Source organism: Pectobacterium sp. F1-1, assembly GCF_025643735.1.
GTDB lineage: Bacteria > Pseudomonadota > Gammaproteobacteria > Enterobacterales > Enterobacteriaceae > Pectobacterium > Pectobacterium colocasium.
Window position 1 is genome coordinate 2,740,626 of record NZ_CP104733.1, and the last position, 15,960, is coordinate 2,756,585.

12 protein-coding genes and 2 pseudogenes are annotated in these 15,960 nt (G+C 51.5%); 3 read left to right on the forward strand and 11 right to left on the reverse strand.

Going from position 1 to position 15,960, the window contains the following annotated elements:
- Window positions 1–70 precede the first annotated feature (70 nt).
- The 4 genes from yciH to NAL19_RS12005 all read right to left on the reverse strand — a co-directional run bounded on the left by yciH (window position 71) and on the right by NAL19_RS12005 (window position 2,816).
- The gene (gene yciH, locus NAL19_RS11990; RefSeq protein ID WP_225084903.1) at window positions 71–406 is read right to left on the reverse strand and encodes a stress response translation initiation inhibitor YciH; all 336 of its coding nucleotides are present in this window, start codon (window positions 404–406) and stop codon (window positions 71–73) included.
- Window positions 403–1,146 carry an orotidine-5'-phosphate decarboxylase gene (gene pyrF / locus NAL19_RS11995; RefSeq protein WP_263057456.1) on the reverse strand — a complete coding sequence of 248 codons (744 nt, stop codon included), beginning with the start codon at window positions 1,144–1,146 and terminating at the stop codon, window positions 403–405. Before pyrF ends, yciH begins: the two co-directional genes overlap by 4 nt.
- A 182-nt stretch (window positions 1,147–1,328) precedes the next feature.
- Window positions 1,329–2,498, reverse strand: coding sequence for a lipopolysaccharide assembly protein LapB (lapB, locus tag NAL19_RS12000; protein WP_263057457.1), 1,170 nt, complete (start codon window positions 2,496–2,498; stop codon window positions 1,329–1,331).
- A 12-nt stretch (window positions 2,499–2,510) separates the two neighbouring features.
- Window positions 2,511–2,816, reverse strand: coding sequence for a LapA family protein (locus tag NAL19_RS12005; protein WP_263057458.1), 306 nt, complete (start codon window positions 2,814–2,816; stop codon window positions 2,511–2,513).
- A gap of 251 nt (window positions 2,817–3,067) precedes the next feature.
- On the opposite strand from NAL19_RS12005, the gene NAL19_RS12010 reads away from it, so the two are divergent.
- Window positions 3,068–4,012, forward strand: a complete 945-nt coding sequence (locus NAL19_RS12010; protein ID WP_263057459.1) for a sugar-binding transcriptional regulator — start codon at window positions 3,068–3,070, stop codon at window positions 4,010–4,012.
- 89 nt (window positions 4,013–4,101) lie between these two features.
- Here NAL19_RS12010 and NAL19_RS21720 read toward each other — a convergent pair.
- The 3 genes and pseudogenes from NAL19_RS21720 to pgpB all read right to left on the reverse strand — a co-directional run.
- Window positions 4,102–4,992, reverse strand: a pseudogene (locus tag NAL19_RS21720) (sugar phosphate isomerase/epimerase family protein); the annotation flags it as partial.
- Window positions 4,966–5,292, reverse strand: a pseudogene (locus NAL19_RS21725) (substrate-binding domain-containing protein); the annotation flags it as partial. The pseudogenes NAL19_RS21720 and NAL19_RS21725, both read right to left, overlap by 27 nt.
- 332 nt (window positions 5,293–5,624) lie before the next feature.
- Window positions 5,625–6,401: a phosphatidylglycerophosphatase B gene (gene pgpB, locus NAL19_RS12020; RefSeq protein ID WP_225084907.1), complete on the reverse strand. Its 777-nt coding sequence runs from the start codon at window positions 6,399–6,401 to the stop codon at window positions 5,625–5,627.
- Window positions 6,402–6,713: 312 nt separating this feature from the next.
- Between pgpB and ribA the strand changes: the two genes are divergently transcribed.
- Window positions 6,714–7,307, forward strand: coding sequence for a GTP cyclohydrolase II (gene ribA, locus NAL19_RS12025; protein WP_225084908.1), 594 nt, complete (start codon window positions 6,714–6,716; stop codon window positions 7,305–7,307).
- A gap of 71 nt (window positions 7,308–7,378) precedes the next feature.
- On the opposite strand, the gene NAL19_RS12030 is transcribed toward ribA, so the two are convergent.
- From NAL19_RS12030 to NAL19_RS12040, 3 genes are all read right to left on the reverse strand, one after another.
- Window positions 7,379–9,010, reverse strand: a complete 1,632-nt coding sequence (locus NAL19_RS12030) for an ABC transporter substrate-binding protein (RefSeq protein WP_263057460.1) — start codon at window positions 9,008–9,010, stop codon at window positions 7,379–7,381.
- 212 nt (window positions 9,011–9,222) lie between these two features.
- On the reverse strand, window positions 9,223–11,895 hold the full coding sequence (gene acnA / locus NAL19_RS12035) for an aconitate hydratase AcnA (protein WP_263057461.1): 2,673 nt from the start codon (window positions 11,893–11,895) through the stop codon (window positions 9,223–9,225).
- 296 nt (window positions 11,896–12,191) lie between these two features.
- The gene (locus NAL19_RS12040; protein WP_263057462.1) at window positions 12,192–13,496 is read right to left on the reverse strand and encodes a dicarboxylate/amino acid:cation symporter; all 1,305 of its coding nucleotides are present in this window, start codon (window positions 13,494–13,496) and stop codon (window positions 12,192–12,194) included.
- A gap of 924 nt (window positions 13,497–14,420) precedes the next feature.
- Between NAL19_RS12040 and gstA the strand changes: the two genes are divergently transcribed.
- On the forward strand, window positions 14,421–15,029 hold the full coding sequence (gene gstA / locus NAL19_RS12045; RefSeq protein WP_225084912.1) for a glutathione transferase GstA: 609 nt from the start codon (window positions 14,421–14,423) through the stop codon (window positions 15,027–15,029).
- 38 nt (window positions 15,030–15,067) lie between these two features.
- On the opposite strand, the gene pdxY is transcribed toward gstA, so the two are convergent.
- Window positions 15,068–15,928, reverse strand: a complete 861-nt coding sequence (gene pdxY, locus NAL19_RS12050) for a pyridoxal kinase PdxY (protein WP_263057463.1) — start codon at window positions 15,926–15,928, stop codon at window positions 15,068–15,070.
- Between the last annotated feature and the right edge of the window lie 32 nt (window positions 15,929–15,960).

Below are 15,960 nucleotides of genomic sequence, written 5' to 3' on the forward strand. Positions count from 1 at the left end.
TTCATGAGCAGCAGGTTCACGGGAGTAAACCTGCTGCTTTTATCTATCTCTTATCTGCCTCTGGCATACTTCAGCCACCAGCCAGCTTAACCTTCATGCCTTTCGCTTCCAGCAGCTGTTTTAGTAGATCGCGTTTATCTCCCTGGATTTCGATCACACCGTCTTTCACTGCACCGCCGCAGCCGCATTTTTTCTTCAATTCAGCCGCCAACTTATCCAGCGCGACATCATCCAGATCGAGACCGCTGATCAGGCATACGCCCTTCCCTTTGCGTCCGCTCGTCTGACGCTGGATACGCACAATGCCATCGCCTTTTGGCCGAACGGCCTTTTCTTCTTCTGGCTTAATACGCCCGGTTTCCGTGGAGTAAACCAGTTGGCTATTCTCATCACGACGCATGCTCATGAGGCAGCCCCGTTTAACAATGAGGCGCGAATCTCGCGGAGCGTCTGCGCAGGGTCTGCCGATTGGGTGATCGGACGTCCAATCACCATATAGTCTACGCCAGCCTGCTGCGCCTGAATCGGCGTCATGATGCGGCGCTGATCGCCAACATCGCTGCCTGCGGGACGAATTCCTGGCGTGACCAGCTTAAATGCCTGCCCGCATACCTGCTTCAACCGCTGCGCTTCATGTGCGGAGCACACCACGCCATCCAGCCCGCTGTTATGCGTTAGCACGGCCAGCTTTTCCGCCTGCTCCGCAGGACTGACGGTAATACCAAGCCCGCGCAGATCGTCTTCGTCCATGCTGGTTAGCACGGTCACGGCAATCAGCAGCGGTGCATCTTTACCAAACGGCACCAGCGCCTCTTTTGCCGCCGCCATCATGCGCGAACCACCGCTGGCGTGGACATTCACCATCCACACGCCAAGATCGGCCGCGGCCGCAACGGCGTGAGCGACGGTGTTCGGGATATCGTGGAATTTCAGATCGAGAAACACATCAAAACCGCGCTGTTGTAGCGTCTGCACGAACTGTGGCCCGAACAAGGTAAACATCTCTTTGCCTACCTTCAAGCGGCAATCCTGCGGATCGATACGGTCAACAAACGACAACGCCGCTTGCTGACTGGCATAGTCCAGCGCGACCACAATTGGGGATGATACCGTTTGATTCTTTTTCTGTAGATTCTCGTTTTTCATTCGTCACCCAGTCTCTTGCGAAGCCAAAATTCCCGCCGCATTCTACATGCCCCGCCCTTGAAATCCCAGCCACCTGAAGACCAATGCGGTTAAAGAGGCTGGCTGGAACCGAAATCGCGCACAGCTTATAGTATGTTGTAACTAAAAAACATTAAATAACATCCATGCGATATAGTGAAGCGTTACTGACCGTCGAGCCCACGGATCGGTTTTATGCTGGCCCAGGTACGGCAGGAAGGACACTGCCAATAGAGTGATTGTGACGTGAAGCCACACTTGCGGCAACTGTAGCGGGGTTTGGTGCGAATCTGTTCGCCCACCATGTCGCGCAACCCCTGAAGATTTTCTTTTGTTCGCCCGTCTTCCGCTTCGTGCAGGTGAAAATCCATCAGGCGATGGAATACGCGCATTGTGGGGTGACGCTGAAGCTGACGGTTGATATAAGCCTGTGCAACCTCAGCCCCCTCTTCTCTTTCAAGGATGTCGGCCAGCATCAATTCCGCCGTTGCACCGGTATTTTCTTCTACACAGCGTTTGAGGAAATTCGCCCAATCCAAAGGCTTATCTAAATGCTGATAGCACTCCTGTAGCATCGGCAGCGTTTCACTGACCAGCTCTTTATCCTGATCGAGAACCTGTCGCAGCGCTTCCACGGCACGCGAATAATCCTGCTGTGCCATGTAAATACGCCCCATCATGATAGATGCGCGGGCGCACTGATTGTCGGCCGCGGCACCTTTTTTAAGCAGCGTTAACGCTTTATCCAGATCGTCGCTGCCCATCGCCAACAGCGCCAATTCGCAATAAAAATGGGCGATATCCACACGGAGCTGATCTTTTCCCATCTTCACCAACTTATCGGCAATCTCAATCGCCGCTGGCCAGTCGCTGGTTGCCTGATAGATCTGTAATAGCTGTTGCAAGGCGCTGCGCCGAAAATCCTCTTCATCCACGAGTTGGTTGAAGCTTTCTTCAGCGCGGTCGTACAACCCGGCGGCCATGTAATCACGGCCCAGTTGTTGCACCGCCAGCAGGCGTTGTTCAAAGGTTAGCGATGCGCTTTCGGTCAGCGCCTGATGGATGCGTATCGCACGATCGACTTCGCCGCGCGAACGGAACAGATTACCGAGCGTGAGGTGGGCTTCAAAGGTGTTGCTGTCATCCTTGAGCATGTCGAGGAACAGCTCAACCGCCTTATCCTGCTGATTGGACAAAAGGAAGTTAACCCCGGTGACATACTCACGGGACAGGCGGTTGGACTCCTGATCTTTGTCCTGCTGCGCACTTCTGCGCCCCATGTACCAGCCGTACGCGGCGGCCACGGGCAGCAACAGAAACAGCAGTTCTAACATAGAGAGGATTCCTTAGTGGGTGGCCGTCTGCACTGGCGCCACGTTCTCCTCGGTGGAGGTAGAAAGCTGTTGTTCCAGACGCTTGATTTTACGTTGTGCACGGCCAAGCGCAATGCGCTGACGCAGATAAAACAGACCACAGATAACCCAGCCAAGGGCAAAGCCCAGAGCAAACATCGTGGCAAGCAGCGTGGAGATGCGATAATCCCCCTGAGCCAGCAGGTAGTTAAATGTCACAACCTGATCGTTGTGCGCCCCCAGTGTGACAGAAATGATGAATATCGCCAGCACGAGTAAAAAAATCAGCAAATATTTCACATTGTCCTTCCTGTGATATCCATTAACCGGATGAATTATGCCAAATTTTGGCGACAAACCCCATTAAATTACCATGTCCGGCACGGACAGGGAAATCACAGCGTCAACCCGATTTTTTGTCGCCGCACTTATCACCACACTTCCACTGTACAAAAGTCAAAAACAAGAACCGTGCTCCGCTGCCGTCTGCGCTTGTTATTTATTCTGTGCTGAATAAAAATGACAGCAGCAAGTCAGCAAGGGGAAAAGTCATGTCAAAGCAGGACGAACAGCGATTATTGGTCAAGATCGCTACGCTCTATTATAGCGAAGGGATGAAACAAGCAGAAATTGCTGCCTCACTCCATTTGTCACAATCTTTTGTCTCCCGCGCCATCACGCGCTGTGTTAAAGAAGGTGTGGTCAAAATCAGCGTAATTCAACCCCCGAACATGTTCATGGGGTTGGAAGCGGCGATTCAGAAGCGCTACGGCATCGATCAGGCTATCGTGGTGGATGTCGCCGATAACGCCACGCTGACGAAAATCAAGCAGGCGATTGGCTCTGCGGCCGCACACTATGTCCAAACCAGTATCCGTCCTGACGATCTGGTGGGTATTTCATCCTGGAGCAGCACACTGCGGGCGATGGTGGACAGCCTGCATCCGCAGAGCGTCAAGGCTCAGGGCGTCATCCAATTGTTAGGCGGCGTAGGGCCGAACGGCAACGTGCAAGCGACGATCCTGACGCAAACCTTAGCCAATCAGCTCAGTTGCCCCGCTTACCTCTTGCCCGCACAGAGTATTGAACGGTCGGTAGAAGACCGTGCCCGTTTGGTGACCAGCGATGAAGTTTCCAACGTGGTCGATAAATTCAGCGAGGTGAGTCTGGCGCTTGTGGGTATTGGCGTACTGGAACCGTCGCAGTTGCTGAAAAATTCCGGTAACTACTATCACGAAGCGATGCTGCAACAGCTGGCCGAACGCGGCGCCGTGGGGGATTTGTGCCTGCATTACTACAATGCGGACGGCGAACCAGTATTGCAGGACGATGAGGATCCGGTGATCGGTATGGCACTGCCACAACTGCGTCAATGTCCTCGCGTGGTGGCGTTGGCGGGGGGTATCGAGAAAAGTGCAGCGATTCGCGGCGCGTTGATCGGCCATTACGTTGATGTACTGATTACCGATCGGTTAACAGCCGAGACACTGATCTAACGTACCCATCATGCGTGATGAGCAAGCAAGAACGATAGCGTCAGGCGCAGAGTGATTCCCCTCTCTACGTCTGACGCACCACCGCGAGATTATTCGTTTACGTTAATGGATGACAGCAGCGCATCCTGCACAATCCGCTGCGCCTGTAACGGATTTTGCGCTTCCTGTGCCGCCTGGAGCGCCGGAATATCCAGCTTGTCCAGCGAGCGGTAGATATGTTTCAGGAAACGAATAGACAGCTTCGCGGCTTCAACGTGATTCTCGCGGAACGGGAACTGATCGAGCTGCCAGACGCCCTGCCAGTTATTGATTTTCAGCACATAGAAGAATTCAAAGATCTCGGTCATATGCACGGTGCCGACCACCAGGTCGTCATCCCAACCGCGCAGATTGTCATTCACATCCATACCGCACAGTCGGCCGCGATCGATAATCAGCTGGGCCGAGTCGGCTGGTGATTCGCCGCCATACAGAGCATGCCCGAAATCCAGTAGCACCCCGACGTTATCCAGCCCGATATCTTCAATTCCCAGCAGCGTTCGCGCGGCAGAGTCCCAGGTCATTTTCACGCGCGGTTCACGCGGCTTGTACTCAATAGCGAATTTCACATCGGGGTTAGCCCCCGCCAGATCGCGCATACCATCAACTGCCAGCTTCCACAGGTTTTTATGGCTAACTTGGAACGGATAATCCCAGCCATCCTGACCCGGCAAGACTTTGACGTAATTTGCCCCTAATTCACGCACAATGCCGGCTGATTCGTGCATGAGTTAAAATGCTGCGGCTCGGGCCGCCGGATCGGGGTTGGTAAAGGCACCGCGAGACCACTTTTGCAGGTAAATTTCCGGCGTGATGCCAATCGCCTTCAGCCCGGCATCTTTCAACGCATCCTTCACTTCGCTGAGCGTCACGCCCGGCGTGAAGGGATAAGGCAAATCGACATAGGAAAGCTCGCCAACGGCTTTCGCCGCTTTGATCTGAAACGGGCCAATGGTGCCATCGGCTCCGGCATTATCCAGAATGATGGCCTTCGCCTTGCGGGCAATGGCGGTTTCAATCAGCTGATTTTGTTTGCTGACGCCATCGTCATGCGACGCCACCAGCGTGGTGTACCCCAGTTCGATAGCTTTGGTTCTGGCGCCTTCGGCTTCCGCTTTAAAGAACGGGTTGTCGTGTGAAGGGGTAATAATGGCGATCAACCCGTTACCTGCGGCGAACGCACCGGTAGAAAAGGAAAACATGATGGCCAGCAGGGAGGATTTCAGACGGTAAGGTTTCATTGTTATCCCCCCCCCATCACTTGAATATATATTCAGTATCGAATTAAAATTCAAGTGAAGTTTTACAACCAACCGAAAAATTGTCCAACAGCAAAAACAGGAATAGCGAAGCAGCTCACAAATTGTTTACATTTTGCGCGAGGCGATAGCGGCAAGAGCCGGGAAAAAAAAGAGGCGAGAGGAATTTTTGCCGTTGTATCAGCAACGGCAACCGAGCGACGAACAAGGAGGCGCGACATAAAAAATGCGGATGACTTATGCCATCCGCATGGTACGCGCTACAGGGGAATATCTATGGAGTATAACTTACAGCAGGAACAACAACTCAACGACTACGAGGGTTTATTTTCGGCGGCATCCTCCTCCGCCTGTTCTGTAATTTCTTCATACTGGAGCGAGAGTGGGCCACACCAGCGCTGCGCCAGCCAGCTGGCGACGATCACCAGCAGCCCGCTAATTAACGTCGCCACCACCAGATCCTGCGGCCAATGCATGCCGAGCGCCAGACGGCTGCCCATGACGCCACTCGCCCAGAGCATCAGGATCACCACCGTTTTATAATGTCGACGCGCCCACAGCAGCCCAACGCCCAGCAGCGCCCAAGTCGCTGCAAACAGGGTGTGCCCGGACGGGAAAGCAAAGCCGGTTTCAAACTGCCAGTGGCTACGCAGCCATTGCGGAATCTGTGTTTGATCCTGCAACTGCGTTTTCACCAGTTCCGAACGTTCTTTACGCGGCAACGAATAGAAATAACTGTCATCTACCTGGTGATTTTTCTCCAGCCAGACGACATAGGGCCGAGATTCCTGTACCCACTCTTTAATCACCGATTTGATACCCTGACCCACCAGCACGGTAATCGCCATGATGACTAACAGACCGAGCGCGGGCTTCAGACGAAAACGCAGGCACCAGAGAAACCAAATACCCAGTACGATGCTGGTCAGAATGCCCCACGGCGACGTCACCGTTTCTGTAATCCAGAAAAGTACGCGTAACCAGAGCCCGTTATACTCCGGTTGCCACTGCCAACCGCTCACCCAGATAATCATTGGCATAATCAGTAATAGCGCCGCACCAATGGTTGTTCGTTTGGCAATTTCGTACATAGTTTTTCCCATAATACAGATAGTTTGTTCCCATAATTCAGTATGATGCTTTGCAACAAAACTTTCACAATTCTATCAGAAAATCCGACATAGACTGTCAGTATGGCGTAAAATAGCGCTCAGTTCTGTCAACGAATCTGAAACCAGATGGCAGTCTGGTGGCATTATAATTCAATTTTTGTGACGTTCTTAGACAGGCTTTTTTGCTAGTCAAGCGCGATAGGGCGCAGTAGGATTCGCCCCAGCACTTTTATTTTTAAAAAGCAGCTTTTTAGAAAAAGCTTTTTGGATACAGCATTTTTGGAGAAGAGTATGCAGCTAAAAAGGGTGGCGGAAGCCAAGTTGCCTACCCCGTGGGGCGATTTTCTGATGGTCGGTTTTGAAGAGATCGCCACGGGTCACGATCACCTTGCATTGGTCTATGGTGATATTTCCGGTTCAGTTCCCGTACTTGCCCGCGTGCATTCCGAGTGTCTGACAGGGGATGCGTTATTTAGCCTGCGTTGTGATTGCGGGTTCCAGCTTGAAGCCGCACTGGGTCACATCGCCGAAGAAGGTCGCGGCGTACTGTTATACCACCGTCAGGAAGGCCGTAACATTGGGTTGCTCAATAAGATCCGCGCCTATGCGTTGCAGGATCTGGGTGCCGATACGGTGGAGGCCAACCAACAGCTTGGATTCGCCGCCGACGAGCGTGATTTCACACTGTGCGCTGATATGTTCAAGCTGCTGGGCGTTGATGAAGTCCGCCTGCTGACCAATAACCCGCAGAAAGTGAAAATACTCAACGAAGCAGGAATCAATATCGTCGAACGTGTGCCATTACTCGTCGGGCGCAACCCAAAGAATGAGAACTATCTGGCAACCAAAGCCGCTAAAATGGGGCACATGCTGGATATGAAATAGCGATCCCACGTCGCGTCAGGATCGTATCTTTCAATGACGACAGCCGGTTTTTACCGGCTGTTTTATTTGGTTCAGTGCTTGAGGATGTACATGTCTTGCGTGTAATAATCGCCGCGCACATTAGGCGAAAAACCACCAATATAGGTTTTAACCATCTGAGGCTGGACGTAATAATAGATAGGCAATAATGGAATGTTTTTATCTAAAATATCCGAAGCCTGTTGATAAATAACCTCTTTATCTTGCTTATCCTTCACCGTCAGCGCTTTTTTCAACAACGCATCATATTCCGTATTACTGAATTTACCATTGTTGTTACTGTCATTGGTTTCCAACGTATTCAGGAACGTACTGGCTTCATTGTAATCCCCCGTCCAGGATTGTCTGACCACTTCAAAATTCCCCATACGTACAGTATCCAGCATGGTTTTCCATTCCTGATTTTGCAGCGTCACTTCTGAGCCAAGATTCTTCTTCCACATTGAACTCGCGGCGATCGCCACACGCAAATGCGATTCAGAGGTGTTGTAAAGCAGGTTGAATTTCAGCGGATGTTTTTCATCAAATCCAGCTTCTTTCAACAGTTTTTTCGCTTCCTCGTTGCGCTGTTGCTGTGTCCAACTAGCCCATTCAGGATCCTTACGCTGGAAGCCACCAATATTTTTAGGAATCAAACTGTAAGCAGGCGTCTGTCCCATACCCAACACATTATTGGCGATGATATCTTTATCTAAGCTGAGATCCAGAGCACGACGAACACGGGGATCGTCAAAAGGTGCCTTTTTCGTATTGAAGCGATAGAAGTAGGTACCGATCTGCGGTGCTACCTTCACCTCCTTCGGATACTCTTTTTGTAACGATGCAAACTGGATCGGTGATAACAGCCCGGTAATGTCAACTTCACCGGACTTATAGCGATTCAGCTCCGCCGCCTGAGAACTGATCGGCAGGTACGTCACTTTGTTAATCACGGTATGCGCGTTATCCCAATACTGGCTATTGCGCGTGCCGACGATACGTTCGTTAACGACCCACTCGCTCAGCGTGTAGGGACCGCTGCTGACAAAATTGCCGACCTGCGTCCAGTTTTCCGGATGCTTTTCAATCACCGCTTTCGGTAATGGCACCAGTACATGGTAAGCCGACATTTCCAGGAAATAGGAAAGCGGATGCTCCAGCGTCACTTCAACGGTATGACTATCCAACGCCTTGATACCCAAGGAATCTGGCGTTTTCTTGCCTGCCAGAATATCCGCCGCATTCTTCACATACATACTGGCGACATAGCTACCATACGGTGACAGCGTTTTCGGGTCACCAAGGCGTCGCCAGCTGTAAACCACATCATCAGCGGTAATCGGTGAACCATCGGACCATTTGGCATCAGGCCGCAGATGGAACGTCCACACCGTGTTGTCTTTATTCTCCCAGCGCTCCGCCAGTCGCGGTTCGATAGTGCCGTCATCGTCCACGCGAACCAGATTATCGAAGAAATCATTGATAATGTGGCCTTCTACATCGCTTTCCACCTTATGCGGATCCAACGATGCCGGCTCTGAACCGTTGCCCCGTACCAGTTCTTGCTTATCCGCCAGTACCGCCCCAGCAGGAACCTGGGCAGCAAAAGCCGATGTCATCGCCCCTGCGGTACACAGCGTGAGCAGCAGCGAGTGTTTGAAGCGTTTTTTAATTAACTCATTCATATAACCTCCTGTTATATCCCCGTCATTCTTCAAGCGGCATTTCCGCGATTCCGAGGCATGGATGGGCAATAATTTTTACTTATTCCCCATGTAGTTAGCGTCACTACTACCTAACCACAATTCACCTGAGGATTCGAGCATTTAATGTGGGAAAACGTGCGCTGGTGCAGAAGAAAAGTGCACCAGCGCGGCAGGACTGAACAGGAGTAACGTTACAGCATATTACGGATAACGTAGTGCAGGATGCCGTCGTTCTGGTAGTAGGTCAGTTCGTTACGGGTGTCGATGCGGCAGCGGGTGCTGATGGTCTGCGTGTTACCACTGGTATCCGTGATGTTGACCTCAACCGTCGCCCCCGGCGTCAGCTGATTTAGCCCCGTAATCGAAATCTGCTCATCCCCGGTGAGTTTCAGCGTCTTACGCGTCACGCCTTCGGGAAACTCCAGCGGCAGAATCCCCATCCCAATCAGGTTAGAACGGTGAATACGCTCGAACGATTCGGCAATCACCACACGAACCCCCAGCAAACGCGGGCCTTTCGCGGCCCAGTCGCGGCTGGAGCCTGAACCGTATTCCTTCCCGGCAAACAGCGCCAGTGGCACATTGTCGTCCTTGTAGCGCATCGCCGCGTCATAAATCGTCATCTCATTCTGCGACGGGATATGGCGGGTATAACCGCCCTCTTTACCCGGCACCATCTCATTACGAATACGGATGTTGGCAAACGTCCCGCGCATCATCACTTCGTGATTACCGCGCCGTGAACCGTAAGAGTTGAACTCCGCGGTTTCGACGCCACGCTCCAGCAAATATTTCCCTGCCGGGCTATCGCGCTTGATATTACCGGCTGGCGAGATATGGTCGGTGGTGACCGAATCGCCCAACATCGCCAGAATACGCGCGTTGTGGATATCCTGAACCGGTTCAGGTTCTTTCCCCATTTCCAGAAAGAAAGGCGTCTGGCGAATGTAGGTCGATTCTTCCGGCCATTGATAGGTAGGATTGTTATCGACCTCGATATCTTGCCACTCCTGCGTGCCTTCAAACACCGCCGCATATTGCTTGTGGAACATGCCCGCGCTGACATTCAATACCGCGTCTGCCACCGCTTTGGTCGAAGGCCAGATATCTTTCAGGAAGACGGCTTTTCCGTCACGATCTTCACCCAGCGGTTCTTGCGTCAGATCGACGTTCATATTCCCCGCCAGCGCATACGCGACCACCAGCGGCGGCGATGCCAGCCAGTTCGTTTTCACCAGCGGATGGATGCGGCCTTCAAAATTACGGTTGCCTGACAGCACCGCGCCAACCGTCAGATCGCCTGCTTTTATCGCGGCTTCGATCGCGTCCGGCAGCGGGCCGGAGTTACCGATACAGGTAGTACAGCCGTAGCCGACCAGATTGAACCCCAGTTCATCAAGGTACGGCGTCAATCCCGCTTTAGCATAGTAATCGGTTACAACCCGTGATCCGGGCGCCAGCGACGTTTTCACCCACGGTTTGGTTTTCAGACCGCGCTCTACGGCATTTTTTGCCAGCAGCCCGGCGGTCATCAGCACGCTCGGGTTAGAGGTATTGGTGCAGGACGTGATCGCAGCGATCACGACCGCGCCTTGATGCAAACGGTGCGTTTCGCCTTCCAACGTGAATTCTTCATAGTCCGAACGATTCTTCACCGTGCTGACATCCAGTTCCCGACTGGCTTTAAAGGCTTCTGGCACGCCAGCTAAAGGCACACGATCCTGCGGGCGTTTCGGCCCTGCCAGACTGGTTTCCACCGTCGCCAAATCCAGCGCGAGCTGGCTGGTAAATACCGGTTCATCCCCGGTATTACGCCACAGCCCTTGCTGCTTACTGTAAGCTTCCACCAGTGCAATCTGTTCTTCCGCACGGTTGGTCAACCGCATGTAGTCCAGCGTGATTTGATCGATGGGGAAAAAACCGCAGGTCGCACCATATTCCGGTGCCATGTTGGCGATAGTCGCGCGATCCGCCAGCGGAAGCGAATCCAGTCCATCGCCGTAAAACTCGACAAACTTGCCGACCACGCCGTGTTTACGCAGCATCTGCGTGACCGTCAGCACCAGATCGGTTGCTGTTATCCCCTCTCGCATCTTGCCGCTGAGTTTAACGCCGACCACATCGGGGATCAGCATCGACACCGGTTGCCCCAGCATCGCTGCTTCGGCTTCTATCCCGCCGACGCCCCAGCCGAGCACACCCAAACCGTTAATCATCGTGGTATGTGAATCGGTTCCCACCAGCGTATCGGGATAGGCGAACTGTTTATCGCCCTGCTTTTCGTGCCAGATGGCCTTAGCCAGATACTCCAGATTCACCTGATGGCAAATCCCGGTTCCCGGCGGCACGACGCTAAAGTGGCTAAAGGCATTTTGCCCCCAGCGCAGAAACTCATAGCGTTCACGGTTACGCGCCATTTCCAGCTGTGTGTTATCCGTGAGCGCCTGACGATCGCCGAAGTGATCAACCGTCACCGAGTGGTCAATAACCAAATCAACTGGCGACAGCGGGTTAACCTTATTCACATCGCCGCCCAGTCGCTTCACCGCCGCCCGCATCGCTGCCAGATCGACCACGGCAGGCACGCCGGTAAAATCCTGCATTAATACACGCGCGGGACGATAGGCAATTTCCCGGTCAACGTGGCCTGTCTTCAGCCAGTCCACGACCGCCTGAAGGTCGTCCTGCTCGACCGTGTCGCCGTCCTGATGGCGCAATAAATTTTCTAGCAGCACCTTGAGTGACTTCGGTAATTTATCAATGTTACCGAGCGCTTTCGCCGCCTTCGGCAGGCTGTAATAATGGTAAATTTGCTGCTGTACCGTCAGTGTGTCCAGACAAGTGTCGCGAAGGTGTGATGACATGCTTCCTCCCAAATTAACTTGCTATTCGTTATTCTGCATCGGGCGATCAATGAATAACCAGCCTGATCTTGCGGTCTTATTTAAAGATAACACAAACAAAAAATAACGTTTTTGCAACAAGACGATATGAATGCAGCGATAGCCGTTAGCTATTGAAAAGCGGTAGATCAAAATAAACGCTAATAGGAACGTGAAGGGGATAGCAGACAGTAAAAGCAGCAAGCAGAAGGGAGCGAAAGCAGAAGAGAAAAACGGCCCGAAGGCCGTCTGTCTCAGTGTATTAACCTGAAGCGAATTTAGACATTCTCGGCCGCCATCACAGGTGCGTCTTCATCGGCATGCTCATGCTCTTGTTCTTCCAGTCCATGGTTTCGCTCCAGCTTGGCAACAACCGCAGTCGCCATACCGTTACCAATCACATTGGTCGCCGTGCGACCCATATCCAGGAACTGATCGATACCAATAATCAGCAAAATGCCCGCTTCGGGTAAACTGAACATCGGCAATGTCGCAGCAACCACGACGACGGCGGCACGCGCTACGCCAGCCATACCTTTACTGGTGATCATCAGCGTCAGCAGAATCAGGGTCTGCTCCGTCAAACTTAAGTGGATGTTGTAAGCCTGCGCGATAAACAGAATGGCAAACGCCTGATAGATCATGGATCCGACAAGGTTAAAGGAATACCCCAACGGGAGCACGAAGCTGGTGATTTTTTTAGGCACGCCGAATTCGCTCAGCGCTTCCATTGTTTTCGGATAGGCCGCTTCGCTACTGGCCGTCGCAAACGCCAGAATACTAGGCTCACGCAGCAGTTTGATCAGACCCCAGGTTGCTTTCTTACCGAGGAACAACGTCCCGGCACCAAACATGAGCCCCCATAGCAGCGCTAATCCAAGGTAGAACTCGCCGATAACTTTGCCAAAGTCGAGGAGAAGCCCCAGACCTTCGGTCGTAATAGATGACGCCAGCGAGGAAAACACGGCCAGCGGCGCTAATCGCATGACATAGTCCGTCACCCGAAACATCACTTTCGCCAGTGCTTCTACCATCGTTTCCATGGTAACGGCATGCTTGGTTTGGCCTTTAACAAAAGCCAATGCAGAACCGAAGAACATCGAGAACACCAGAATCTGCAATATTTCGTTATTCGCCATGGCTTCGACGATACTGCGTGGAAATATATGCGCAATGAAGCTTTTCAGCGTAAATCCGCCAGTGTTTACGCCAGTATCTACGGCTATTGGCGTACTTGGAATGGCGAGATTCATGCCAACACCGGGTTCAAAGATATTTGCCAACAACATACCAATAAAGAGGGATACCACTGAAGAGCAAATAAACCACACCATGGCCTTCAGACCTATTCTGCCAACTGAGGAAGAATTCCCCATACTAGCAAGACCCGAGACCAATGTTGCGAATACCAATGGCGCAATAATCATTTTTATCAGGCGAAGAAAAACATCGGTCACTAGATTAAAGTAGGAAACGACGTCTTTGGCTTGCTGCTCAGTTAATACAGCATGACAGACCCCGCCGACAATAATTCCGAGAACAATAGCCAAGGCAATAAAAAACAATAAGCTGTTCTTTTTCATAGTAACCTCATGGTAACAAATAGCGTTAGACAATACGCATTATTAGTAAGAACTCGCCGTTCGATGCATCCTCGTCATCATCCTGCGGTTTATCCCATTTTTCGTCGTAATATTGTCTGTATCTTGGTGTAGAATAATAGTTAATCGATAATGTTATTGCTTCCCCATCAATAATAGAAGCCGAGAAATAACACAGAAGATATAACAGGAAGCGTCATAGTTAACTCATTTCATTCTTTCCCCACAAAAACCATTCAACATGACTACCCCTATTTTATTACAGGCTAAAATAAAGGAGTAACCTAGTCTATGTAACAATAAATTACGTTTCTTCATACCCCTCCTATTTTCATTTTTAAATATCCATAAGGCACCAACCTTGGGGAAATAACTTAAATTGACGGTGTCATGAAAAATACGAAATCTGTCACTAATGAATTTTTTCCTATCAAAAAATGTAGTAATCATTAATTAAGTTCGATAAATCACACGTGGGAAAACATCACTTACACCGCTGATTTAACCGCATAGGCTTCAAAAACCCACAGCGTCCTTTATTTAGCACGTTCCCTGCGTTAACGTCTCATCTCCCAGGCTATCGCGATCTTGCCAATTCCGAAGTGACTCTGGCGATCCATCACGTCGATGTTCCCATCCCCGCCAAAAGCGGCCTATGGCGACCGCCACATCGCTTTACTTACCTTCGCCGTTAACCTCAGTAAAACAGCCCAGGAATGGCGAATGAACATTTGATGCTGAACGGTCAAAATCGCCTGAATTTCATACAACAATCATACATAAGGAGTATTTTGCAAGAAGCCTCACACTCTCTCGTTACGTTTTGTTGTAAAAAAACGACATGTAGCTATTCAACAATCATCAGCGCATGTGTTGATGGAAAAATAATAATAGAAAGGGGTTTCCATGAAACTGTTTTATAAAGCTGAAAGCAGTTCTCTATTTACACACATCGTTTTGATCGAATCCAAACTGGAATTCAAGCTGGAGAAGGTCAACCTGCGCACAAAAAAGACAGAGCGTGGAACCGACTATACGTTCATCAACCCGAAAGGAATGGTGCCAGCGTTAGAGCTGGATGATGGTTCTGTTCTGACTGAAGGTGTCGCTATCGCCGTATACATCGCCGATCTGGTTCCACACTGTAACCTTATCGCCCCGACCGGCAGCATGGCGCGCTACCATACTCTCGAATGGCTGAATTACATTTCTGCTGAGCTGCACAAAACGTTTACGCCGCTCTTCCGTCCTGGTACGCCGGAAACGTATAAAGAGCTGTTGATGGAATATTTGCAGGTCAAATTCCGTTATATCAATCTGGTGTTAAGTGAACAGAACTATCTGGTCGCTAACCGTTTCAGTATCGCCGATGCGTATCTGTTTACCGTGATGCGCTGGGCACAGTCGCTAAAACTGGACATGTTCCGCTACCCTGCACTAGCGGCTTATCTCGACCATATTGCCGAGCGCCCTTCCGTCGCGACCGCGCTTAAGGTTGAAAGGTTGAAAGGATAACGCGCAATAACGCCCCGAGAGTCGGGGCGTTATTCATTTTACGACAGTCGAATCGCTTGAAAATGATGACGCGGATTGGCAATTCCATCCTGAGCGGCCACCAGTTGCAGCTCATATTCATTCATCTCTTTCGTCACCAGCATGACTTCATAGACAGCCGCCGTCGTGTGCTCCAGCGCCTTATCCAAGGCCACTCCTTTCAGCAAGTTCACCAGCAGCAAGCCACTGGTTAAATCGCCCACGCCGACGGGCTGGCGTTCAAATTCCACCAGGGGACGGCTGATGTGCCAGGCATCCGTCGGCGTGACCAGCAGCATCTCGAAGCTGTCTTCACGCGCAGCCGCTCGGCTAAGGTGTTTGACCAGAACGATTTTTGGCCCTTTCTCACACAGCGCACGCGCGGTTTCCACAGCTTCCGCCACGTTATGCACGGTACGGCCACCAAGCAGCTCCAGCTCTGGCAGGTTCGGCGCGATAATATCGGCCGCCAGCAACGACTGCTGGCAGTGAAAATCAGACACGCCGGGCGCGACGATGCAACCTTTCTCCGGCGTCCCCATCACTGGATCGCAGAAGTACAACGCATCAGGATTGGCGGCTTTTACCTGCCGAACAATGCCCAGAATATGCTCCCCTTGCTCCGCCGAACCAATGTAACCGCTCAAAACCGCATTACAGGTCTTCAGTTTATCGATGTTCGCAATCCCCTGAACCACTTCGGTCAGGTGGCTGGCGGGCATGACACACCCCGTCCAGTGGCCGTATTGGGTATGGTTCGAGAATTGCACCGTATTCAACGGCCAAACGTTTGCGCCCATCCGACGCATAGGAAACTCTGCCGCGCTGTTACCAGCATGACCAAAAACGACATGGGATTGGATGGAAAGTATATTTTTCATTAGATACAACTCAAATCCTTGCCAGCGCCTGT